This window comes from Desulfitobacterium dehalogenans ATCC 51507, from assembly GCF_000243155.2.
Lineage (GTDB): Bacteria > Bacillota > Desulfitobacteriia > Desulfitobacteriales > Desulfitobacteriaceae > Desulfitobacterium > Desulfitobacterium dehalogenans.
The window spans coordinates 2,061,612-2,083,611 of sequence record NC_018017.1 but is presented as its reverse complement, the minus strand read 5'-3'; the positions used below and the strand labels follow the sequence as shown (position 1 = coordinate 2,083,611).

25 protein-coding genes are annotated in these 22,000 nt (G+C 44.5%); 3 read left to right on the top strand and 22 right to left on the bottom strand.

From position 1 onward, the window contains the following. Positions 1-25 precede the first annotated feature (25 nt). From DESDE_RS09995 to DESDE_RS09980, 4 genes are all read right to left on the bottom strand, one after another. On the bottom strand, positions 26-751 hold the full coding sequence (locus DESDE_RS09995; RefSeq protein ID WP_014793922.1) for a GntR family transcriptional regulator: 726 nt from the start codon (positions 749-751) through the stop codon (positions 26-28). Between the two features lie 67 nt (positions 752-818). Beyond that, positions 819-1,937: a uroporphyrinogen decarboxylase family protein gene (locus DESDE_RS09990; protein WP_014793921.1), complete on the bottom strand. Its 1,119-nt coding sequence runs from the start codon at positions 1,935-1,937 to the stop codon at positions 819-821. A 38-nt stretch (positions 1,938-1,975) separates the two neighbouring features. After that, entirely contained in the window at positions 1,976-2,779 is an 804-nt protein-coding gene (locus DESDE_RS09985) for a methyltetrahydrofolate cobalamin methyltransferase (protein ID WP_014793920.1), read from the bottom strand. 48 nt (positions 2,780-2,827) lie between these two features. Beyond that, on the bottom strand, positions 2,828-3,448 hold the full coding sequence (locus DESDE_RS09980) for a cobalamin B12-binding domain-containing protein (protein ID WP_014793919.1): 621 nt from the start codon (positions 3,446-3,448) through the stop codon (positions 2,828-2,830). A 192-nt stretch (positions 3,449-3,640) separates the two neighbouring features. Between DESDE_RS09980 and DESDE_RS09975 the strand changes: the two genes are divergently transcribed. Continuing rightward, positions 3,641-3,826: a ferredoxin gene (locus DESDE_RS09975; RefSeq protein WP_014793918.1), complete on the top strand. Its 186-nt coding sequence runs from the start codon at positions 3,641-3,643 to the stop codon at positions 3,824-3,826. Between the two features lie 145 nt (positions 3,827-3,971). Here the strand turns inward: DESDE_RS09975 and DESDE_RS09970 are convergent, their stop codons facing one another. The 9 genes from DESDE_RS09970 to DESDE_RS09930 form a co-directional block, all read right to left on the bottom strand. Next, a complete protein-coding gene (locus DESDE_RS09970) occupies positions 3,972-4,799 on the bottom strand; it encodes a dimethyl sulfoxide reductase anchor subunit family protein (protein WP_014793917.1) in 828 nt (275 codons plus the stop codon). 14 nt (positions 4,800-4,813) lie between these two features. After that, complete coding sequence (locus DESDE_RS09965) at positions 4,814-5,386, bottom strand: DMSO/selenate family reductase complex B subunit (protein ID WP_014793916.1); 573 nt, start codon at positions 5,384-5,386, stop codon at positions 4,814-4,816. Between the two features lie 12 nt (positions 5,387-5,398). Beyond that, the gene (locus tag DESDE_RS09960; protein ID WP_014793915.1) at positions 5,399-7,783 is read right to left on the bottom strand and encodes a DMSO/selenate family reductase complex A subunit; all 2,385 of its coding nucleotides are present in this window, start codon (positions 7,781-7,783) and stop codon (positions 5,399-5,401) included. Then, positions 7,783-8,499, bottom strand: a complete 717-nt coding sequence (locus tag DESDE_RS09955; protein WP_014793914.1) for a TorD/DmsD family molecular chaperone — start codon at positions 8,497-8,499, stop codon at positions 7,783-7,785. Before DESDE_RS09955 ends, DESDE_RS09960 begins: the two co-directional genes overlap by 1 nt. 251 nt (positions 8,500-8,750) lie before the next feature. Beyond that, positions 8,751-9,359, bottom strand: a complete 609-nt coding sequence (locus DESDE_RS09950; protein ID WP_014793913.1) for a DUF3786 domain-containing protein — start codon at positions 9,357-9,359, stop codon at positions 8,751-8,753. 180 nt (positions 9,360-9,539) lie between these two features. Further along, complete coding sequence (gene tatA / locus DESDE_RS09945; protein WP_014793912.1) at positions 9,540-9,746, bottom strand: twin-arginine translocase TatA/TatE family subunit; 207 nt, start codon at positions 9,744-9,746, stop codon at positions 9,540-9,542. Between the two features lie 105 nt (positions 9,747-9,851). Then, entirely contained in the window at positions 9,852-10,223 is a 372-nt protein-coding gene (locus DESDE_RS09940) for a thioredoxin family protein (RefSeq protein WP_041917251.1), read from the bottom strand. Between the two features lie 11 nt (positions 10,224-10,234). Continuing rightward, complete coding sequence (locus DESDE_RS09935; RefSeq protein WP_014793910.1) at positions 10,235-12,145, bottom strand: putative ABC transporter permease subunit; 1,911 nt, start codon at positions 12,143-12,145, stop codon at positions 10,235-10,237. Positions 12,146-12,147: 2 nt separating this feature from the next. After that, a complete protein-coding gene (locus tag DESDE_RS09930; RefSeq protein ID WP_014793909.1) occupies positions 12,148-12,921 on the bottom strand; it encodes an ABC transporter ATP-binding protein in 774 nt (257 codons plus the stop codon). 239 nt (positions 12,922-13,160) lie between these two features. Between DESDE_RS09930 and DESDE_RS09925 the strand changes: the two genes are divergently transcribed. Beyond that, positions 13,161-13,790, top strand: coding sequence for a DUF2238 domain-containing protein (locus DESDE_RS09925; protein ID WP_014793908.1), 630 nt, complete (start codon positions 13,161-13,163; stop codon positions 13,788-13,790). Between the two features lie 94 nt (positions 13,791-13,884). Here the strand turns inward: DESDE_RS09925 and DESDE_RS09920 are convergent, their stop codons facing one another. From DESDE_RS09920 to DESDE_RS09885, 8 genes are all read right to left on the bottom strand, one after another. Continuing rightward, positions 13,885-14,682, bottom strand: a complete 798-nt coding sequence (locus DESDE_RS09920) for a hypothetical protein (RefSeq protein WP_014793907.1) — start codon at positions 14,680-14,682, stop codon at positions 13,885-13,887. After that, positions 14,676-15,374, bottom strand: coding sequence for an ABC transporter ATP-binding protein (locus DESDE_RS09915; RefSeq protein WP_014793906.1), 699 nt, complete (start codon positions 15,372-15,374; stop codon positions 14,676-14,678). Before DESDE_RS09915 ends, DESDE_RS09920 begins: the two co-directional genes overlap by 7 nt. Continuing rightward, positions 15,371-15,742: a GntR family transcriptional regulator gene (locus DESDE_RS09910; protein ID WP_014793905.1), complete on the bottom strand. Its 372-nt coding sequence runs from the start codon at positions 15,740-15,742 to the stop codon at positions 15,371-15,373. The genes DESDE_RS09915 and DESDE_RS09910 overlap by 4 nt, the downstream gene beginning before the upstream one ends. A gap of 149 nt (positions 15,743-15,891) precedes the next feature. Further along, positions 15,892-17,094, bottom strand: coding sequence for an RtcB family protein (locus DESDE_RS09905; protein WP_014793904.1), 1,203 nt, complete (start codon positions 17,092-17,094; stop codon positions 15,892-15,894). A 37-nt stretch (positions 17,095-17,131) separates the two neighbouring features. Next, positions 17,132-17,563, bottom strand: coding sequence for a DUF3887 domain-containing protein (locus DESDE_RS09900; RefSeq protein ID WP_014793903.1), 432 nt, complete (start codon positions 17,561-17,563; stop codon positions 17,132-17,134). A 40-nt stretch (positions 17,564-17,603) separates the two neighbouring features. Further along, positions 17,604-18,116, bottom strand: a complete 513-nt coding sequence (locus tag DESDE_RS09895; protein WP_014793902.1) for a flavin reductase — start codon at positions 18,114-18,116, stop codon at positions 17,604-17,606. Between the two features lie 14 nt (positions 18,117-18,130). Further along, positions 18,131-18,757 (bottom strand): HD domain-containing protein, encoded by a 627-nt coding sequence (locus tag DESDE_RS09890; RefSeq protein WP_014793901.1) that lies wholly within the window; start codon positions 18,755-18,757, stop codon positions 18,131-18,133. Between the two features lie 142 nt (positions 18,758-18,899). Further along, positions 18,900-19,877, bottom strand: a complete 978-nt coding sequence (locus tag DESDE_RS09885) for a CYTH domain-containing protein (protein ID WP_014793900.1) — start codon at positions 19,875-19,877, stop codon at positions 18,900-18,902. Between the two features lie 187 nt (positions 19,878-20,064). Here DESDE_RS09885 and DESDE_RS09880 point away from each other — a divergent pair, with 187 nt between their 5' ends. Next, positions 20,065-20,439 carry a hypothetical protein gene (locus tag DESDE_RS09880; RefSeq protein ID WP_014793899.1) on the top strand — a complete coding sequence of 125 codons (375 nt, stop codon included), beginning with the start codon at positions 20,065-20,067 and terminating at the stop codon, positions 20,437-20,439. A gap of 10 nt (positions 20,440-20,449) precedes the next feature. Here the strand turns inward: DESDE_RS09880 and DESDE_RS09875 are convergent, their stop codons facing one another. After that, positions 20,450-21,943: an MDR family MFS transporter gene (locus DESDE_RS09875; protein WP_014793898.1), complete on the bottom strand. Its 1,494-nt coding sequence runs from the start codon at positions 21,941-21,943 to the stop codon at positions 20,450-20,452. Positions 21,944-22,000: the final 57 nt, after the last annotated feature.

The following is a 22,000-nucleotide window of genomic DNA, read 5'->3' as shown; positions in this document are numbered from 1 at the left end:
GTGAAGCACTAAAGCAAAGCACTTCTTAGCTAAAAAAACTCCGTGTTGAAGCGATGAGATGATATTTTTCACCATGGCATATCATAATGGATAATCCTAAGGGGGTATTTTTTCTTCCATAAACCAGTTGTTCAATTTTTAGAGCAGGAATTCCTGAAGATGTTTCCAATAATTCGGAATCTGCCTGGTTTAAAGAGACGGCGGAAATGGTGACTTGATTACCTTCGGTAATGATTCCTGTATGCTTGGCTACAGCCTCGGGAAAATCCGCATACTTAATTTCCTGCTCCACGAGGGGCTGACCCCGTTGATAGGTTAGATAGCGGTTCTCTACCGCCACCGGTTCCTTATCCATAAGAAGCAACCGTCGGAACCGAATGAGTTTACTTCCAGGTTTAATCTGAAGGCGTAGAGCAACACCATCCTCTGCGGATATAACATTAATGGCGAGCAATTTAGCATCGTAGCTTCTCGAACTCTCTAATCCAGGATCGGAAAGTTTAAGTATAAGCTCACTGAGATTCGGGTGAGCAACAAAGTTCCCCTTGCCACGGAAGGATTTAATCAGCCCTTCCTGAGCTAAGAGCCTTAGTCCATTGCGCACTGTCATTTTACTAATTCTGTATTGCTCGCCCAGCTGGGTCTCTGAAGGTAAAGCATCACCTGGCTTAAGTTCGCCGGCCAGGATTTTTTCTTTTAGATCTTCAGCAAGTTGAAAATAAACCGGTACAAAGGATTCTCGAGTCTTCATAACAGCCTTCTCCCTTTAGTAATGATAGACAAAGGCAGCAGCCTGCCTTTGTCTATTGTATCATCAATTATTTAGAGGTTACAGAAGCAACCATAGCTTGAACATTCTCTAATTTTGCATCAATGGGAATATCACAGCCAGAGTGAAGAACGAAGCCCGTAGGACCAAGCTCTTCAATTAACTTCCGACAATAGTTATGAACATCATCCGGTGTTCCCAGGGAAAGAAGGGATGCCGGCACATCACCCATAATACACATGGTATCCCCTAAAATTTCTTTGGCTTTAAAGATATCCGTCATGCCATCAAGCTCTAGGATGATCTTTCCTTTCGGAAAGTCTTTGAAACGTGCTAAATCACGTGTCCAGTTGGAATCAAAATGGAGAATCGGAGTAATTCCAGCGTCAAGTACTTGGTAAATGAGTTTTTCATAATATGGAAAAACAAATCGATCCCACTGTTTTTGTGAAAGCATGTCACTTGCAGCCCGCCAGCCACCTAACCATATATATTCAGAACCCAGACTTTTACAATTAGTTATACTTTGAGGTGCCATGTAAGGTAAGGCCGCATCCATAGCTGCTTGAACTTTATCAGGTATTTTAAACAGATCCCGTACAAACTTAGTGAAGGAACGCCCACCACAAAACATCTCGAAAGGAATTGTCGTTATGGTAGCGGCACCGCCCGTCAATTGAGGTACACCAGCTTCTTTCCACATTTCCATTACTTTGGGGGCGTTTTGCGCATCGGCCATAATCTGTGGGAGCATGTCGGAGCTAATGCGTTCCTGAATATAGGACAAATGCCAATTAGGCCATCCCTCAACAACAATCCTGTCATAGTCATCCTGCTTCATTAGTTCCATCTCTTCAACTTGCCATAATTCGTTCTCGGCAAGGTCTTCACCAGGTACCTTCAACCTGCTTAGCCATATAAGACCTAGTCCTTGTTTAAACCAGCTTCCATAGTCAATACCATCTGCTCCACCGACTTTTTCTACCGTCTTGATCATTGCTTCAGCTGAAATTAAACTGTTGCTGGAATAATTAGCTACCGTCATGTTTTGTACCCTGGCTGCAAACGCTGCAAATTCCAGCACCACAGGAGTCCGATCCGTTTTCTCAAGAGCTACAGCTTTTGCTAGCCTTTCTCTCCGCTCATTATATAACTGACTATTTGACATTAGTTTCACTCCTAACTTTTACTTCTTGGTCGAGTAACCTAGGCGTGATCGTATAACCCATCTCGATAGGCATTATTATAGGCCCGACAATGCCTATCGAGTCCAAGCAATGCCATTGAACCTTTCAGAGACCCCAACATTCCTTTGTCCGTAGGATTAAGGATATAACTATCCATACCCGCACTCATGGTTTGGACCATAAAGAGACGATTTAAGACTTTGCGGGCAGGTAATCCATAAGAAATATTACTTAAGCCGCAGATCGTATGAATACCCGGATAGTTCTCCATAATAGTGCGAATAACATTTAAAAGTATTTTGCCGTTTTTTTGATCCGTGCTTATGGGAGTCACCAAGGGGTCTATATAAATATCTTCCAGCGGCACTCCAGCCTGAACAAGCTTATTAATAATACTATCAGCAATTCTTAACCGATCTTCCAGCCCTTTCGGCATTCCTGAATCTTCAATACATAGAGCAATGATTTTGGTCTTGTATTCCAAAACCAGGGGTACTACAGCTCGCCAGCGGGCAGATTCATTGGAAATTGAATTGATCATGGGTTGTCCATGCCGGGCTCTTTGCAGACCTTCTGTTAAAGCAGTGGGATTAGGGCTATCGATACTCAGGGGTAAAGTCGATACCTCTTGGAGAGTATCCACAAGCCATCTCATGGTTGCAATTTCCTGTTCCACTAAATTACCGCAATTCACATCAAGGTAGCTTGCCCCTGCTTCCTCTTGGGCCTTAGCCACCTGTTGAATGGTTTTGGCATCCCTGTTTAAGGCAGCAGTCCTAATTTCTGTACGACTGGTATTGATCAATTCTCCGACAATGAGCATCCGAGCGCCTCCTATTCTGATCACTATGCTCTATAGACTGGCTGGTTTCTAAACTGAAAATTCTTGAGCGACTTCCACAGCTTCCTGAGCACTCCTGCAGACCGCATCCGCTTTTACATAATCACATACTGATTGGTCAACAGGACCGCCTCCAATGAGAATTCTCAGATCGTTCCTAAGGCCGGCGTTTTCAATCTCTTCGATGGCAGCCTTTATATTATCAAAAGCAGTTGTAAGTAAACAGGAGAACCCTATGACCTTTGGCTTATATTCTTTGATCCCTTCGATAAATTTTTCAGTAGGTACATCAACGCCAAGATCAATCACATTAAAACCATTGCATTTTAAAACCGTGCTGACAATGTTTTTCCCAATGTCGTGGATATCGCCATAGATTGTGCCCAATACAAAGTTTCCTAAATGAGATTGCTCTGTTCCGGATAAATCGCCCAGTGCACTAATAGCTTCATTGAAAATTTCAGCTGACATAATCAATTCAGAGAGAAAATACTCTTTAGCTTCATACTTTTGACCAACCGCCTGCATTCCTTCCTGCAGCTCCTGAATGATATCCAGCCCAGGAACACCTTGTTCCTTTAAAGCTTGTACTCCCGCTAAGACTGCGTCCTCATCCAGTGCTCCCAGTTTTTTCGCTAATTCACCGCTCAAAACAAAGACCTCCTTTTAGTATAGTTGTATATACTAGTATACTTCTATTCCAAAGGTAAACCAAATCTTCACAATTGTAAAGACAATTAATGCCCCTAAAAACGACAAAATTCTTCATGAAAAAAATACTGCCAAATTTTACACAATTCTGTTACAATATAGGCAAGAACATAAAAAGGGAGGGGAATTATCATGTATGCAACTGTAGAATCTGACTGCATTGGTTGCGGCTCCTGTGAAGCGGTGTGCCCAGAAATTTTTAGGATGAATGATGACGGACTGGCTGAAGCTTATGTTAATCCTGTTCCATCGGAACTGGAAGAGAAGGCCAAGGAAGCTGCCGATATGTGCCCTGTAGATGTAATCATTTTGGAGTAAAAACAAGCTTTTAATGATTGCTTAACTGCCAAATCATCCTGAAGAAGGATACTACATGACAAAGGCTTAGAAATGATCAACCATTTCTAAGCCTTTGTATTTTAATTCACTCTATAATTTTGTTTGTCGATTATGATCCGGATGTTTAAAGTATTCCTAATCCAATGGGAATACCGGAGGTATAGAAAAGATACCTCCCCATGACTTCTCCGATGATCAAGACCCCCACCGCTGTATATAAGAAGCTCTTTTGGTTAACAAATTTCCCTGTGCGTGAAATTAGGAAAAGAAAAATTCCGCCTAACATAAGCAGCCAACGCAAGAAAACAACAGCGCTATAACCACCGGCAAGCAATGCAGCACTTTCTTGGCCGGCACCTGCTGTTGCTCCTAAGCCGGCAACATAATTGGGAAGAAAAACGATTTGCACTAAAACGATTCCAAGAACGAAGAACTCAAGTCTGGGCAGTTTCCCTCTTTCTTTTTGTCCTGCGGATACATAGAATACTATCGCACCTAGAACTAGAGTGGTGGCATAGAAATCAACCAATGTGTTCACACTTTGCCATGCCGGAATGATCGTCTCCATATAAAGTTTGGCCATGGCCAATACTGCGGCTAAACCTGATAAGCAGGCTAAATAGCCAGCTATTTGTTTAAGGGAATTGGCTTTGTTTGTCCGTTCCAGCCACCAAAAGACAGCTATTAGAACAAAGAAGCCGCCGCTAAAGAATATCTCTCTACTCAACCAGGAGGCCATGAAGTTGGACATGGTGGTAAGTGCTAAGAAAGGTTTCCCTAAATGAAGCAGCGAAGCGATGATGCCCACTGCACTCAGGATTAATGCACATAAGGTATTGGTTTTGAAGGCGGAGACTTCTTTGTCCTTGATGCGTAGGATAGTTGCCCAAAGGATTGCACCGATAGCCGCCTGCATAGTTAAAGTAAAAATTATCAATGGCATTTCTTTCATGATAAAGCTCCCTTCTACTTTATTGCGGCCTTATGCGGTGTAATAACCAACGAAGGTTCGGTGATATCGGCGCTGGGGAGTCCCTTAACCTCGGCAACTTTTCCGTATTCAGCGCGAAGCTCATCGATAGGACCGAATTTCAATACCCGCATAATGCAAGCATCAACACAGGCGGGATTTTTCCCTTCCTGCTGCAGATCGATGCAGAAATTGCATTTACTGGCCGTTTTACCGGAGACTTTCGGAACTTCATAAGGACAAGACCATGTACAGTAACCACAGCCGACACACCGATCCTGGTCCACTAATACGATGCCATCTTCCTTCCGTTTGTACATTGCGCCGGTTGGACAATTCTCCACACATTTAGGATTTTGGCAATGATTACAGCCCAGAGAAAGCCAGTAAGCAAAGACATTGCTTTTGAATACACCGTTTTCCTCGATGCAGGATCCTCCAGTGAATTCATGGACCTTTCTCCAGCGCAATCCATCTGCCAAATCATTTTTATCCTTGCAGGCAATCTGGCAGGTAAAACAGCCAATGCAGTTCTGTTGATCCACATAAAAACCGTATTGATTTGCCATTCAAATCACCTCCTACGCTTTCTCTACTTGAACTAGATTCGTATGCTGAGGATTACCCCAGGCTAGGGCGGTGGGGTCCCAAGTGGTTAAGGTGTTGATACATCCCCTGATGTCCACTCCCTTATCATCTGGGGTATACCAAGCTCCTTGGGGAAGAGAACATACTCCTGGGATGAGGCGGGGAGTGACCTTCACTTTTACTTTTACCGTCCCGCGATCGTTAAAGATCCTTACCGTATCGTCATCTTCAATCTCTCTCTCAGCCGCGTCTTGGGGGTTGAGCCATAATTTCTGAGGCTCTGCTTCCTCCATCCAGGGCAGATTATCAAAGGTGGAATGAACACGGCGTTTACTATGATGGCCGATGCATTGAAGGGGATATTTATCTTTCAGAGCACCTTTTGGTCCCTCTGCAACAGCTACATATTTAGGAACAGCCGGTATCCTTTCCGGATTATTCATATCGTAGAGGGCTTTAGAGAAAATCTCTACCTTTCCTGAAGGAGTTTGCAGAGGGTTGTTTTCCGGATCTTCCACGAAAGCTTGATAAGCAATAACTGTCTTAGGTTTTGTCTTATAAATGCCCTTTTTCCTGAATTCTTCGAAAGATGGGAAGTCGGGATGAGCCTCCTGGGCCACAGCTACACATTCACGCAAATATTGCTCCTGACTCTTGCCTTCATCAAACTTATCAAGAACGCCAAGGCGTTTTGCCAGCTCTGTACAAATTTCGTAAACACCCTTGCACTCATACAAGGGATCCACCAATTTTTGCCCATACAGAGCAAGCCCTTGTCCCAAAGCGCGTGTAACAATATCCTCCTGCTCAAATTGAGTGATATCAGGGAGAATAATATCTGCATACTCCATACTTGGCGTCATAAAATTCTCAATACCCAAGATAAATTCGCACTTCGTGGTGTCTTTCAGTAACTCCGCAGTCCGCCCGGTATCGGAATGCTGATTGATCAAGGCATTGCCGCCATAATTCCAAATAAACTTGATGCCATGCTGCAGCCGGTCCGCACCTTGCAATCCACCATTTTCTTTGGTATGGTTGCCCCCTTTTTCAATGGCATCGGTAAACATGAAGAACGACACTTTAGCTTGTATTGGATTGCTGCCCGCAGGGTATGCACCCATTTTTACTGAAGTAAATCCTTCATGCATACCGGGATTGGCACCGAGTTTCCCCATGTTTCCTGTCATCAGGGCTAAAAGGGGTATGGAAAGGGCCTGGAATTCTCCGTTAGCATGACGCTGTACTCCCCGTCCCTGAAGGACAAAGCAGGGCTTTGCTCCGGCAATTTCCCTGGCCAATTGTTTAATGGTTTCCACAGGAACCCCCGTGATCTCTGATGCCCATTCCGGGGTTTTCGGCTGCCCATCGCTTACTCCCATCAAGTAGCTCTTGTAGGAATTTCCTGCCGGAACTCCCTCAGGCATGTGCTCTTCATCAAAGCCTATGCAGTACTTGTCCAGGAAAGCTTGATCGTGAAGCCCTTCTGTCAGTATGACATAAGCAAGGCCTGCCACAAGTGCAGCATCAGTGGTCGGACGAATAGGAATCCACTGGTCGGCAAAGGTACCTACTGTATCACTGTGACGAGGATCAATTACAATAATTTTGGTTCCATTCTGTTTCGCTAACTTGAGATAATAGGTTGAATTGAGACCTCCGACCCGCGTACAGGCAGGATTATCGCCAAACATCACGATAAGCTTGGCATCCGGAAAACTGGTCGGAGAGCTTCCCCCATAACCGGCCCCAAACATATAAGGAATAGCATACATATAATTTGCCTGGCTGTAGTTGCCATAAAAGCTGAGATATCCACCCAATGCATTAAGGAGTCTCCCTGATGCTCCCCCCATATAGCTTTGGTTAAATGCTCCTCCGACCCCCGAAGCATAAATGAAATATACGGATTCATTGCCGTATTGGTTGATGATACGTTTTAACTCAGAGGCTGTGGTATCCAGAGCCTCTTCCCAGGAAATCTTCTCCCATTGTCCGGCTCCCCGTTCCCCCACTCTTTTCATGGGATATTTCAGCCGGTCGGGATGATACAGGCGTTGACGCTGGGATCTCCCCTTCAAACAAGCTCTCGCTTGAAGATTGTCTGGGGTATCGGGCCCTTCATTATCCGTAACAAAACTCAGTACAACGCCGTCTTTCACCTGGGCTTTAATCTGACACCGACCGCCGCAATTATGCCAACATATCGAAGGTTTTGTTTCTGCATTGAGATGACGATTCCCAGCTTGAGCAACAGCAGGTTCAGCTCCTACTCCCGAAGTTATGGGCATGCATCCCACCAGTGTCGTTGATCCCGCTACAGCTGCGCTCCATTTTAAAAAGGAGCGACGACTGATTTTAAAGTCTTTATTTACCATTATCCTACCTCCCATTCGTCCTTAGATTTTCTTAGTTCTTGAGTATCCTCCCTGCTCAGGTATTCGTAATCCCAGATAATAAAATCTCGAGCTAAACGGGCTAGTCCTTGGTAGTAATCCGTATGCGCTCCTTCGAGGACACTATGGGTAAAATGGGGAGTCCATTTTGACAAATGTAATCCAAGGAATGCCTGTTGTTCTTTTTCTATATAGGAAGCTTCTTCAATTTGACCTTTCCTTAAGTGTTGGATCTGACGGTGAATCAACTCTGCCATAAATTCAAGTTCAACGCCAAAATGATCATCCGGCTCTTTATTCATCAAGATAAACTCCAGACCATGTCGACCATAAAACTCCCTCACGTCAAGAGTTATACGGTCAAAGGTCAATCTTTCTTCCGTGAGATAAACCGATTCCCAAGGTGGTGCCAGGAGATGATTAGGTCCCACAAATAATCGATTATAGTCAGCATTTAGTTGGACAACGATATTATCCAGGCTGGTTTCGTTTATCTGACTACTCCACAACTTTAACTGAAGTAAACCTTGCTGAAACTCCTCCGTATTCAGCTCTAAGGGAAAGAAATCAAAAAGCTTATCTTTGATAGTGAGCTTGATTAGATTTGTGCTGGGTAGCTTGATAAATCCTGCACTAATAATTTTGTACGTTAGCGCCCGTGCTTCCAGAAGTCCCATTCCCGAATTGGAAGGTTCCATCCCGTATCCTCCACTCTTATTTATCTTTTGTGAATTTCTTTACTTTCACCTCCCCAGTAATGCTTGAATTTTACCTCCCTTCACAGTTTGATTATCAGTATATTTATTACTACTTTGTGTATACTATCACATATATATTAATAGTTTATTGTTAAATATTAATAAATTATTATTTTTTTCTAAATCTTTTGAGAATAAAGGGTGCCGCAGATGCTAAGAAGCAGCTCTGCGGCACCCTTTATGCATTTTAACTATAGTATTGAAGTCTTAGCTACCATCTTCTCTACTAAATTGATGGCCATGACTTCCAATCCTTCCGTATTCAGATGCATGCTGGCCGTGGCGTCATAAAGTATATTAGCCTTTGCCGGCCATTCATCATCGGCCAACCATAGGATCAGGGCCAGTTCAAGTTTGGGAAGAACCTCTATGGTATAGGCTATGTCTCCCATAGCCAATTTTTTGCCCTTAAGTTTCTGGCATATGGTCTCAAATTTCTCCGGCGAATTTCCAAAGTGCTTGGCCAAAGGATCCATGGCTTCCAGTTTAAATGCCCCGTAATGGTTGTTTCCTCCCGGCAGCTCTCTGAAGGATATCCACCGTCCGGTGGGCTGAACTCCGCATACTTCCGTCAGGTACTGGAGAATGAGAATATGATCGGTGATGTCCTCACAAGGAGTTATCTCTCCTTCGGGGTACCAAACTCGGTAAAGCTCACCCCCATAGCCAAGGACCAGGCTGGATTCGTCATATGAGGCAGCTCCGGAAAGCTCCAGAATCTTGGAAAAACTGCGCTTGGCAAATTCACTCTTGGCATGCTCCAAGGCATCCCGATATTTCTTCTGACTTTCTGTCGTCATTACAAACCCACCTTTACACCTATTCACCCAAATAAACTGATTTGCCTAAATATTCTATTCTAAAGGTGTATTTCCTGCTTACTGCATAGTCCCTGAAGGATTTATTATACCTTAGACCATAAAAAAACAGGGGTGTTATGGCTCTCCACATATATGTGAAGCCAAAACGCCCCTTTGATTTTACTCTTCTTTCTTTTCCTTTTCGTCTGTGTTCTTTTCCTCACTGACGATTTCCGCATCGACGGTGTTCATTTCACGCTTAAAGTTCTTAACTCCCTTACTCATCGCCTTTCCTACTTCAGGAAGTTTTCCGGGGCCAAAAATAAGAAGGGCAATAATCAATACAATAACAGCTACCATTGGTGTTATCATTCCAAAAGTAATCATCGTTTCACCTCAATTTTTAATTATCTGAGCCTCTATACTATTCTTTCTGATATGCTGTTTTCTTAAGATGCTCGGAATATTCGAGATTTATTATATTCCACCTAATTATATATTAGATAAGCTTATATTGCCAGAAGGTAAAAGCGGTTCAAGATATTCACTGAGGGATTCCAAGGTCCGGGCTACGTTTAGAAGGTCTATGAACCGACTCTCTCTGAGAATCTCTTTTCCCTCCAACATAATCAGGAGTGTCGGCACAGTAAAGACCAGAAATTGCCCTGCCTCTTCCCTCAATTCCTGGATGTTGATCTCCCCCACCACAATCTCGTAATTCTGTGCCAGCTTCAACACTTTTGGCAAAAGGGCATGGCAGACATTACAATTTGAGCTGCTGAAATAGAGGATTGAAATCTTTTGTTCTCGAAGCAGGTGATCCAGGCTTTCCCTGCTCTGAATGAGCATTGGTTTCTCCGTCAATGCTTTCTCCCCTACCTTTTCCTTGTCTTTTTGCTTTTCTTCTTCGTCGTAACAATCTCCACCCGGAATCCCTTGCGGCTTTCCCTTACGGTGGCGGCCATAAAACCGAAAAACATCACTGCCCAGATAGCCGCTGTAACGGGTATACCTATGATTAAGCGCGCCCAGGTTGGCCAGAGCAGAGGGCGGGTTAAGAGATAGAGGGCATAGAGAACGCCTGACCAAAAGCCACCTTCATAGGTTACAGGAGGAAGCCCTTCAAGAACAGCTACTAATTCCACCGGACGGAACACATAGAGGATGCCTAAGGCCAGCAAGAGTACAAAGACCATATTCACCAGATACATGAACATAGATGCTCCCGGCGAAATTCGCTGTTGAGGATTTTCCGGGTTAAATCGGGAATAGTTAATGGAATAAAAGAGACCAATGGCACTGGAACCCATCGATAGAAAGATAGCGCCGAAGGCTAAAGCCAGAATCATCGTGGTGCTTAAGCCAATGGCTAGGGCAGTTCCCACCAGGAGAGCTTCCATAAGGACCAAGGTGGGTAAGACCGCCGCCAGCAGTTTTCCTAATACAACCGGCCAGCCTCCCAGAGGAACGCTGTTCAAAAGCCAATCGGATTCACCTTCCCGGCCAAAGGAAAGCAGGGCCATGTTGCCGCTGAACATGATCGTGTACATGATAAAGACTGTTACCAGGGAGGATTCGGAGCCTGGTGTGCGGACAAAGAGGTATTGGGCGATAAAAAAAGCCATGATGATCAAAGGAGTCAGGTAACCAAACCACTCCCGGGTATCTCTCTTCAGGTAAAGCAAATCCTTTTGGGCAACAGCCCACATTCCCCGCAAGGGAGAAGTTTTGCCTATGGGTTCTTCATTGAGTATAGAAAATACCCGCTTTAGATTGGTATCCGCTCTTCCTTGAAGAGCCGCCCGGGAAGTTCTTTCTGGTGTAATTTGGTCGGGCAATGCTCTTTTCCGGCTTTTGGTGCGTCGGCGGCCCCCTTCACCCTGACTCAGGGAGATAAAGCCCCGGCGAAACCCCTGTTCCAAGAGATTAAACGCCAGGAGAAAGAGTCCGATCCCTACGGCGAGAAGGAGCAGGCTCCAGCCCAGCCCCACTAAGAATTTTCCCGACATACCGGCTACTAAGGCTTGGGATCCCCATCCCCAGGGAAAGAGATGCATAAGGTTGAGGATCTGTTCATTGCCTGTAAGCCAGGAGGTCATGTCAAATTGCTCTCCCCTGCCCAGAATCAGATTGGGAATCTGGAAAAACAAGGCGATCATAATTCCCGCCAATGCTCCGATGAAGCCTACGGCTTCTTTGCTGCGATGGGGGGGAACGATGCGCATAACGATTAAATTCAGCAGCTCGGCAATAGCTGTGCCGATGATCATGAGACCCAACCCCACAAGCAGGACGAGGATGTAAAAGGCGGGACCGGCCTGAAAGAATAATCCATAAAAAATCCCCGGCAGAAACACAAAAAGGAGTGCTGTTAAAAAGTTGCTGGCGATGACGCTGAGGGATTTGACCGCAAAGACGGCTTTCAAGGATACCGGAGCTATGAAGAGAAGCTCCAGATCCTCCGACATATAAAGGGCGGCAAAGGCGGCGGTGATACCGAAAAATATCTGACCGACCAATCCGCCTAAAAAGAGCAAGGAAAGAAATCCCTCCACCACTTCATGGGAAATAGAGCCCATAGCTCCATAAGCCAGGAAACCCATGGAAGAAATGAAAGCCGCTATGAAAAAGATCAGCAGGGCATAAAGCAGAATAGCACTTTTCGGCCGATGGCGAAATTTGTTCCAAGACACCCGGAATTGATTTTTGAGGAGGAGGATGAAGTCCTGAAAGAAAGATTGAGGCGGCGGCGGTGTTTCTATAGGAGGCGGTAAAAGGATTCTCACGCTCATCCCTCCTCCAGGCTTTTGATCAATTCCTCATTTTCATGACCCCCGGTCAACTCCAGGAAGATATCTTCTAAGCTTTCTCCCCCATGCCCTACTTTTTGACGCAATTCCTCCGGGCTGCCTTGAGCGATGAGTTTTCCTTTTTGAAGAATGCCCACCCTGTGGCACATTCTTTCGGCAATCTCTAAGATATGCGTGGAGACAAAAACAGCCGCTCCCTGGTGTGCCAACTCCTGCAAAACGTCCTTGAGGAGACGGGCGCTGGCCGGATCCAGCCCTACGGTGGGTTCATCCAGGAGAATGACTTTGGGTTGGTGGATCAGGGCGGAGGCTAACACCACCTTCTGGCGCATCCCGTGGGAATATCCTTCCAAAAGTTCATCGGCTCTGTCCAGAAGTCCAAACATCTCCAAAAGCATCTCTGCCCTTTTTATGGTCACATCTTTGGGTATCTGATAAAGATCCCCTATGAGCTTTAGGAATTCCCAAGCCGAGAGTTTACCATAGAGTTTGGGTTGATCCGGGACATAAGCCATAAGGGCTTTGGCTTGGGTGGGCTGCTTGCGAATATCATAACCGCAAATTAAAGCTTCTCCCTCACTTGGCTCCATAAGTCCGGTCAGGAGCTTGATCGTGGTGGTTTTTCCTGCTCCATTGGGGCCAAGAAAGCCAAAAATCTCTCCTGCCCTTACTTCAAGATTTAAATGATTCACTACAGCTACATCCCCGTAGCGTTTGGTTAGTTGATTGGTTTTTATCAAAACTTGATTCATAATCTACTCCCTTCTCAGGAACTTTTTAGATTGCTTTTATGTCTTTTTCAGCTCTTTCTAATACTTAGTCTAAACTAGATTTTCTATGATCATACACCCTTCACATGAGGCCCTCCTCAAAAATGAAAAGCAGGAATAGGGCTTCCTGCTTCAATTATAGAATTAAATTCTTGTTCTAAGGAAATTATAAGTCATTATAAGCCGAATTAGCAAGAACTTACCTTCTTAAGGAGTAAACTATGAAAAGAAAAAAACCTTTTGTCTTTTGGCTTTATATTTTGCTATGCATAACGATTGTCCCTATGACCTTCTTCCACCTTGCCCGCTTGAATTGGTTATCCACGGGGATGTGCCTGCTGACCCTGTTCTTTATGACCCTTCCCTTTAGTTTGGAGACCAGATACAAGCTGACTATCCCCCGAGGGTTTCTTACCGTCCTGATTCTATTCTTATACGCCTCCATTTTTTTAGGAACAGCCAATCGCTTCTATTCTGTGTTTTGGTGGTGGGATAAAATGCTCCACGGTGCATCAGGCTTCATCTTTGCCCATATGGGTTTCTTACTTCTGATGTTCCTTGATCCTCGCCAAAAGCAGGACTCCATAATGAGTAGAATCCTGGCCGCCCTTTTTTCCTTTTCCTTCTCTTTGGCTGCCGGTGGGGTCTGGGAAATCTACGAGTATACTATGGACTGTACCTTTGGCACTCTCTATCAAGGGATTGGCATTCATGACACCATGGGAGATATTATCCTGGATGCCCTGGGGGCTTTGCTATTTGCCCTGCTCCTCTACTTCCAGGGAAATCGAAGGTTCCAGTCCATTCATAGGCAGTCCAGCCGCCATCAGCCACAATCACCGCCCCATTGATGAAGCTGGAATACCGCAAAATCCATGCAAAAGACTTAAGGTCTTCATAGGAGCACCTTAAGTCTTTTGATAGAATCGTGGCGCCGGCCACTCATTACTCAAGATTCAAACGCTTCTTCAAAATATGGTTGGTAATGGCAAAGTAGGCTGCAGTGATCAATGCCGATTCAATCAGTAAATAAACAATGAACAGGTGCAGTTCGCTTTGCATTGTGAGAAAATTCTCTGAGGTTACCTGCAGATTATGAAAATTATATCCTACCACATAAGTGATCCCCATGCTGATAATTTGTGTTATGGTATTGAGCCCGATAAAGGCGGCAAAGGAAGCCAGAATGCGGTGCTGGGTAAATAGATGACCAACGGCAATCGAGGCGTAGAGAATCAAAACGGCCGAAGTTAAGACGATGATGATTCCGAGAATACCCTCCAAGGAGTACAAATAGACGGATGAGCCAAAATAATCCAATACTTTGCCAAGGTTCATTATTTCCCTCATGATGTGCTCCCAGTCACCTGGCTTAAAGGCAATGAGTACGATAGAGAGAATGGCCACGAAAAAACTGAGCACTAGCCAAAACAAAGAGATCGTCATCTTGCAGACAATATGCTGCCAGGGTTTCACAGGGAGGGTAAACATCAGGTAGCCTTCTTCGGAGAGAAGATTCTTATAGAAGCGCTGGAGAGTCATAATCAAGGTCATAACAAACATACCAACCATAATAAAGATATAAACAGCCATACTAATGATCGCTGGAGTCTGCCATTGATGACTGGCGCTCACTCCCAGCATGAAACGGTTAATAAGACCAAAGACCAATAAGGCCAGAAATAAGGGCAAGAATACTCTTCCTGTGGCTTTTAACTCATATTTCATCAGCTTACTTAACATTTAAACACCTCCCGGAATAAGGCATCGACGGATTTACCCTTTTCACTGCGGATTTCATCCACTGTGGAGGTCAATGCGACTTGACCTTGATTGATAAAGACAACATAGTCGAGGATATTTTCAATTTCGGATATAAGGTGGGTGGAAATGAGAACGGTTCCCTTTTCATTGTAGTTGCTGAGGATGGTTTTCAGGATATAATCCCGAGCAGCCGGGTCCACACCCCCGATGGGTTCATCTAAAAGGTAAAGATCTGCTTCCCTGCTCATGACCAGGATGAGCTGAACTTTTTCCTTGGTACCCTTGGACATGGTCTTAAGTCTGTCATGGGGATTAATATTGAGGCTTTTCAGCATATCGAAAGCCTTCTCAGTCTTGAAATCCTCGTAGAAGTCCTTGAAAAACTCGATGATCTCGTGGACTTTCATCCAGTCATTAAGGTAAGTTTTTTCGGGGAGGTAGGAGATTATTTTCTTGGTCTCGATACCCGGCTTTTTACCATCGATGAGAATTTCGCCCCCGGTTGGAGTTAAAAGCTCATTGGCCAGTTTGATAAGGGTGCTTTTTCCACTGCCGTTCGGTCCTAAAAGACCTACGATCTGCCCCCGTTCCAAAGTTAAGTTGATATTGTTCAGGGCGACCTTGGTGCCGTACTTCTTGGTCAGCCCCTTACATTCCAGGATTGGCTTCATTTTTTCATCTCCTCTGCCATAGTGTTGATGATGGTTAGGATCTCTTTTTGTTCAAATCCCATCATTTTCATTTTTTCCAGAAACTCAGTGATTTGTTCTTTGGCTACTTTGGTTTTTGCCATCTCTACCATGTGCGCATCCTCCGTTACCGACCGACCGCTGGTGCGGTGGGTTATAATCAATCCGTCCTCTTCCATTTTTGCTAAGGCTCTTTGCATGGTGTTGGGGTTAACAGCCGCCTCTTGAGCCATATCCCGGACCGAAGGGAGTTTGGACCCTAAGGGGTACACTCCTGAAAAAATCTTAAGCTGAATCTGCTCAATTAACTGGGTGTAAATAGGTCTGTCCGTCTTCAGATCCCATAACATGTTCTCACCTCTTGTATCAATGTATTATTGTATTAAGTGCTTAATACAATAATACATCATTCTTAAAAGATGTCAAGAGGAGTTAAAAATATTTTTCCGCCAAAAAAAGCCATGATTCGGAGCAATATATCTCCAAATCATGACTTTTTTTATTCCGCAGCTTTATAATTATAGACCGGCTTAATCTGATCTACTATCTCCACCGTATCGTGGATGCTCCTGATGATATCCTCCATTGGCTTATAAGCTAAAGGGCATTCATCCAAGGTTTCTTTGTTGACCGATGTGGAGAATACTCCTTGCATTATGTCCTTATATTGGGTCAAGGTCAAGGAATTACGGGCTTGGGAGCGGCTCATGAGGCGGCCCGCTCCGTGTGGAGCGGAATAGTTCCAGTCAGGGTTGCCTTTGCCGATACAGAGCAGGCTGCCGTCCCGCATATTGATAGGAATCAGGAGTCGTTCATCTTTTTGGGCTGAGACTGCGCCTTTGCGCAGAATCATGTTCTCTGTATCGATGTAATTATGAATGGTCGTGAACTGATCCACGGCCTTGAGCTTCATCCCTTTAAGTATTTCATCCGCCATGGCTTTCCGGTTTAAGGCCGCAAAATGCTGCACAATCTTCATATCGTGGATATAGTCTTGAAAAAGGGCTCCGGAAGCATAGGCTAAAGCCTTGGGGATATCCGTTAGGACCTCTGCCTTTTTCCGTTTGACCTCTTTGAGGATCTCTTTATCCCGCCCTGCGGCTTTCAACCCGGCGATCAATTCTTCGATATCGGCCTTTGTGGACTTATTTAAAGTCCGATAAGCCTCCTCTTGATACAGCTTAGCTACTTCATTGCCTAAATGGCGGCTGCCTGAGTGAATCACTAAATAATAAATTCCCAGGCTGTCTTGATTGACCTCGATAAAATGATTGCCCCCACCCAGGGTACCGATGCTTCTACGGGCACGAGTTAAATTGACTTCCTTTTTGCATTTGAGATCATCTAAATCAATACTCTCATGAAAACGGTGCTCTTTATTGCGGATATTAAAGCCGCTGGGAATGTTCGCATAGATCAGCTTATCCAGCTTTTGCAGCTCAAAGTGTGAGCCTTCAAGCTGGGTTACTTCCATGCCGCACCCTATATCCACACCGACCAAATTAGGCACCACTTTATCATTAATGGTCATGGTTGTGCCAATCGTACATCCCACACCGCTGTGGACATCAGGCATGATTCGAATCTTGCTGCCCTTGACAAATTCTTGATCGCATAAGACTTCGATTTGTTGGCTGGCTCCTGCCTCCATCGTCTCGGTAAAGACAAAAGCGTGATTGTATTGACCCGTGATCTTGATCATGGTTTATCCTTTCGTTTTTTATTATTAGCTACATATCTTATTTAAAAAATAGTCCGGACAGCTTCATATCCGGTGTAAAGGTGATAGTAACAATAAAACTTTTCTTCTCGTAAACAGCTTTAGCTATAAAGACCGCATACTCCTGCCCGGAAGAATCCGTATTGCCGGCCAATTGGATATCTTTAATTTCCTTGAAGGCACCCGCTTTTTGCAGGGCATCATAAACAGGCTTCATAGCCTCGTCAGTTAAACTCTGTTTAATTTCTTCAGTACCCATCTCCCGCATAGTCTGGCCGTCCCTGTCATTCACCAAGGCGATGACGTTTTTAGCCTTTTCCTCAACCTTGACCGGATCAAACTTGCTGGACAGAGCCGGCAATTCCTTATTACAAGCCGTTAATAAAAACAGACACAAAATTGAAGCAAGAATCACTAAACCTCTTCTCTGCCTCTCTCTTTGCATATTCATGATGTGAGCTCCTCCCCGGTGATCCTGTTTTTCAAAACAGTTATGCTTCTACAAGAATTCTTTCGATCTCTACTACATACATGGTGTGATAATCCTTCAGAGGATAATTCTTCTCATCCAGACCATCCACAATAAAGCACTCAGGCTTTAGTTCCTGGGCATAGAGCTTTTTGCAAAAGAGTGTCATTTTTGCTTCTTCAAAGTAGGGGGTCCCATCATCAGTTTTGATCACAGTTAAGCTGGATTCTTTAATCTTATCCACATCTCTTCCGGATACGCGCCCTAAGTAGCTCAGTTGTTTTTTGTAGGAGGGATCAAAGAAGGATAGTGACAGGGAATCGGAATGATCTACAAATTCCTTGGTGTAGCGTGTAGGGCGAATAAAAATATAAGCTACATTCTTATTCCACAATACCCCAAAACCGCCCCAGGAAGCTGTCATAGTGTTGGTTTTTTCATCTTTGCCGGCGGTAATGAGCATCCACTCTTTGTCCAGGATCTGAAAAGGACTATGTACAAATTGTTCCGGAGTAATTTCTTTGAATTCGCGCATTTTACAAATCTCCTTTAAAATTGAAGTATTTCCATACACCGTACTAAGAATTTCTCTATGGTCTGCTCTTCTTCCTGCTTTTTTTCTTCAGTCATTTCACCCCTTCCTAAACGGTCACAAAAACCAAGAAGGGCAATTTCTTCCACAGAGACTTCCGAGGCCATTTTTTTGACATTGGCAAAGGGCAATCCTTTAACGACAAAGAGAATCTGCATATGCCAGCGGACCATTTTGGCTACCTGGCGGATGAACATTTCATCCTGGGTTAACTCCCGGAGGAATTGGCTGGCCAGCTTCTCCCCTTCTGAATCATGGTCATAAGAAGTGATACGCCCTTTACGTATGCGGGTGGTGGGGGCTTTGCCCAAGTCGTGGAGCAAGGCCGCCCACATGAACACCTGAGGATTTTTGCTGATGTGTTTTCTCTCGGCCGCGTTATCAAGAACCATAAGAGTATGGTTCCAAACACTACCCTCGGGATGGTACTTTGGAGACTGGGGGGTATTTTTCAGTGCTCCTAATAGGGTAAAAGGATATGACCTCTCAAATATTCCCCTCTTGCTTAATTCTATTATGAAGTTTGAAGGTTTATTATCATTCAGAAGATGATTGTCGATTTCTTGAAAAGTTGTGCTTGGCATAGTCATTTCTCCCCAAAATACTTTAATCTTGTTGGATACCTGTCTTATAGTTTACCCAAAGCAGGCAGGTTATGTTATAAGCAAAACCTGGCCAATTAGCCAGGTCTGTATAATCTTTCTGTGTATCTATATTTCAAAGTATTCATCTGCAAGAAATCATAATTCCGGCAAGGATCATTCCCCGTTGGTATTTACTCTGTTCTTCAGGCTTTAAGCGGTAGACCTCAGAAAGAACTTCTCCTAATTTTAGCACATTCTCTATTTGACCGCTTTTGAGTTCGAGCTCGAGTTCACAGATGGGTTCTCTTTTACTCTCTGCTTCGATCTCCCCCACATCCAGGGCTAACTCAATGTGGCTGCCGTCTTGGCAAGTCAGGTCAAGAGCGGTTCGTTTAAACCGAGTGACAAAAATAGGGAGGAGTTCTTCATCTCTAACAAAGTTCCCTAATTCTTGGCCTATGGCCAGATCCTTAAAAGGTTCTAAGGTAGGGATATTCTCCGATAATTTTCGATTCCATTCCCTTCTTATGGATAGTCCACTCTGAGATGAACCCAATCCTTTGATGGTGGCAGTATATTCCCCTGCTGAACTCCGTATTCTGTAGCATACCTGGTGATTAATGAGCTGATGGCCCCAAGTGTCATAATAGGTTGTCTCATATTCCTTGACTTGGGGCCGGGTATTTCGACTTAATTCCCTGATCAAAGGATCTTCCAGTATCCTCTCCCCAAGCTGCGGATTGTGTATCTTAAGTTTTAGTTCAATTTCCTGAAATTCCTGCTCCTTGGCCGTGTTCTCGCTGCACTCCTTTGTTTTATCAGCAGTACAGCACCCTTGTGCAGTATCCTTGTCCTTCCTACTGTCAATCTCTTGAAGAATATAGGTTATGGCCTCCTCAAGAGCACGCTGATATTGAAGGGGCAAGATCTGTACCCTTTCTTGTATCAGTCTAAAAGCCTCGAGGTGAGCCTTTAGAGCATATTCATCATTGGTATAGCAGGAATCCACTAATTGGCTGAGATCATTAGCTTCTTTAGTTTGACCCTTTTGGATAAGGTAGTCATAGAGAGCAAGCGCGAATTTAAAGACATCGGATTTATTTGAAATATTAATACTCATTGGAATTCTCCCCTTTTATTTTGGTATAACACCTTTTTACTATCAAAAGCATAGGTTATTTACCATCCCGGCACAGAAAAACTCTATTTAAGGAATTATCTGAATTGTTTTGAAGGAGTTCTCTTGGAGATGCTTAATTATTAATGGTAGGTTACCATTTTATTCTTAATTTAAGGAGGAATGCTCTATGAACTGCGAACGGTGCCTGGATCCGATCACTGATGGTGAAAGCTACAGCCATCGAGGCAAAATCCTTTGTGAAGATTGCTATATAGGTGCTCTGCAACCTCCTAAGTCCTGTGATGTAACTGCAGTTCATTCTGCCAAAACTCACCGTCAGCTTTCCGGGGAGAGCGGAACAGATGGACTTACCGAACTCCAGTGTAATATCTATGACCGAATCAAGGAAATCGGAAAACTAACCCGCCCCGAACTGATGGCTTCCTTTAACTTAAAGGAATGGGAGCTGGATAAGGAGATAGCCATATTAAGGCATTGCGAGCTGATTAAGGCCCGTAAAATGGGAGAACAAATCTACATCGTACCTTATGAACTGGAATAGGCCGGTTTCTTTATTCAGCTTCTCCCCTGCGCTCTGCAGGCAGAAAAATTAAAAGTACAGTGCTTATTATTGCCATAAGAAGAATACACCCAAAAACATAATGAAGAGAAGAGGCCAGACCTTCTTTGACAATCGCCGTGATATGAGTTGGAATCGTTGCCATCCTTTGGGGATCCAGAATCGTGTTGACAAGGTCGATACTCACGGGAATATTAATATCCGCTGCTCTTAGATTCAAATAATTTAACAGACGGCCATTAAGTATTCCCGCCAGGAGCCCTGCTCCCAAGGTATTTCCTAAGATGCTCATAAACATATTCGTGGCTGTGGCCACACCCCGCATCTCCCAGTGGACACTGTTCTGGATTGCTACGATAAATACGGTCCGGGTAAGCCCCATTCCGATCCCTACTGTAAAGGAGCCTGCTGCAACCCATAACCATCCCATCTGAGGCTGTATGATAAGGTAGAGAATGGAACCCGCTAATAAAAACACTCCGCCACTGATTGCTGTTGGTCTAAAACCAACCTTTACCATAATTAAGCCTACTAAGGCGGCAGCTACTGTCCAGCCAATGGACATGGCTGTTAAAGCAAAACCGGCAATTATAGGGGGTTGTCCCATCACCCCCTGTACAAAGGTGGGAACAAAGGTCGACACACCAATCATCAACATCCCCGTTGTCAGGGTGGCAAGATTGGAGAGTGTAATCAGACGATCCTTCCATAGACCAAGAGGCATAACAGGCTCTTTTGCTCTTTCTTCCTGACGGATGAAAAGGATCAGTACCACCAGTATAAAGGCAAGGAGTCCTCCCACCTGCCAAGATACCCACGGCCAAACGACTCCGCCTTGAATCAGGATGAACATTAACGCACTGACTGCCAGAAATATCAATCCAGAACCGGCATAATCAATGTCGTGACTTTGCTTTTTCACAGATTCATGAAAAAAGAAATAAATGCCTGCCATGGATATTATCCCAATAGGGATATTCACCCAAAAGACCCAGGCCCAATGAATGTACTGAACAAAAACCGCTCCCAGGGCAGGGCCTATAACTGAAGCGACGCCCCAGACACCGGATATGTATCCCTGAACTTTTGCTCGCTCATGTGCGGCAAAGATATCCCCTACGATGGTGGCCGAAATGGGTTGTACCGCACCCGCACCCACTCCCTGAATCAGGCGAAAGAGGATGAGTGAATTCATGGTGGTGGCAAAGCCGCAAAGAACAGAACCTATCAGGAAGATAATGACCCCAATAAAAAAAATCGGTTTCCTCCCATAAAGATCGGCTAATTTCCCATAAATGGGTATAGTAATAGCCTGTGACAATAAGAAAGCGGAAAAAACCCAACTAAAAGAGGAGAAACCGCCAAGATCCGCCACAATACTGGGCATTGCAGTAGCGACAATGGTCCCTTCAATGGCAGACATAAAGGTGGCTAACATGATGCAAGTTAAAACAAGACTCCGATTGGATTTTTGAGCGGTATCCATGAACATCACCTGCTTATAAGACTTATCGAAACTTTACGATACCCCTATGCCGGAGAA

Excerpts from the sequence above, each read along its gene's own strand:
- DESDE_RS09875 (WP_014793898.1), bottom strand. The coding sequence starts at position 21,943 with ATGGATACCGCTCAAAAATCCAATCGGAGTCTTGTTTTAACTTGCATC.
- DESDE_RS09985 (WP_014793920.1), bottom strand. The coding sequence starts at position 2,779 with ATGCTCATTGTCGGAGAATTGATCAATACCAGTCGTACAGAAATTAGG.
- DESDE_RS09930 (WP_014793909.1), bottom strand. The coding sequence starts at position 12,921 with ATGAATCAAGTTTTGATAAAAACCAATCAACTAACCAAACGCTACGGG.
- DESDE_RS09965 (WP_014793916.1), bottom strand. The coding sequence starts at position 5,386 with ATGGCAAATCAATACGGTTTTTATGTGGATCAACAGAACTGCATTGGC.
- DESDE_RS09905 (WP_014793904.1), bottom strand. The coding sequence starts at position 17,094 with ATGATCAAGATCACGGGTCAATACAATCACGCTTTTGTCTTTACCGAG.
- DESDE_RS09975 (WP_014793918.1), top strand. The coding sequence starts at position 3,641 with ATGTATGCAACTGTAGAATCTGACTGCATTGGTTGCGGCTCCTGTGAA.
- DESDE_RS09920 (WP_014793907.1), bottom strand. The coding sequence starts at position 14,682 with ATGTTAAGTAAGCTGATGAAATATGAGTTAAAAGCCACAGGAAGAGTA.
- DESDE_RS09925 (WP_014793908.1), top strand. The coding sequence starts at position 13,161 with ATGAAAAGAAAAAAACCTTTTGTCTTTTGGCTTTATATTTTGCTATGC.
- DESDE_RS09890 (WP_014793901.1), bottom strand. The coding sequence starts at position 18,757 with ATGCCAAGCACAACTTTTCAAGAAATCGACAATCATCTTCTGAATGAT.
- DESDE_RS09910 (WP_014793905.1), bottom strand. The coding sequence starts at position 15,742 with ATGTTATGGGATCTGAAGACGGACAGACCTATTTACACCCAGTTAATT.
- DESDE_RS09990 (WP_014793921.1), bottom strand. The coding sequence starts at position 1,937 with ATGTCAAATAGTCAGTTATATAATGAGCGGAGAGAAAGGCTAGCAAAA.
- DESDE_RS09885 (WP_014793900.1), bottom strand. The coding sequence starts at position 19,877 with ATGAGTATTAATATTTCAAATAAATCCGATGTCTTTAAATTCGCGCTT.
- tatA (WP_014793912.1), bottom strand. The coding sequence starts at position 9,746 with ATGATTACTTTTGGAATGATAACACCAATGGTAGCTGTTATTGTATTG.
- DESDE_RS09970 (WP_014793917.1), bottom strand. The coding sequence starts at position 4,799 with ATGAAAGAAATGCCATTGATAATTTTTACTTTAACTATGCAGGCGGCT.
- DESDE_RS09960 (WP_014793915.1), bottom strand. The coding sequence starts at position 7,783 with ATGGTAAATAAAGACTTTAAAATCAGTCGTCGCTCCTTTTTAAAATGG.
- DESDE_RS09915 (WP_014793906.1), bottom strand. The coding sequence starts at position 15,374 with ATGAAGCCAATCCTGGAATGTAAGGGGCTGACCAAGAAGTACGGCACC.
- DESDE_RS09955 (WP_014793914.1), bottom strand. The coding sequence starts at position 8,499 with ATGGAACCTTCCAATTCGGGAATGGGACTTCTGGAAGCACGGGCGCTA.
- DESDE_RS09950 (WP_014793913.1), bottom strand. The coding sequence starts at position 9,359 with ATGACGACAGAAAGTCAGAAGAAATATCGGGATGCCTTGGAGCATGCC.
- DESDE_RS09895 (WP_014793902.1), bottom strand. The coding sequence starts at position 18,116 with ATGCGCGAATTCAAAGAAATTACTCCGGAACAATTTGTACATAGTCCT.
- DESDE_RS09995 (WP_014793922.1), bottom strand. The coding sequence starts at position 751 with ATGAAGACTCGAGAATCCTTTGTACCGGTTTATTTTCAACTTGCTGAA.
- DESDE_RS09900 (WP_014793903.1), bottom strand. The coding sequence starts at position 17,563 with ATGAATATGCAAAGAGAGAGGCAGAGAAGAGGTTTAGTGATTCTTGCT.
- DESDE_RS09880 (WP_014793899.1), top strand. The coding sequence starts at position 20,065 with ATGAACTGCGAACGGTGCCTGGATCCGATCACTGATGGTGAAAGCTAC.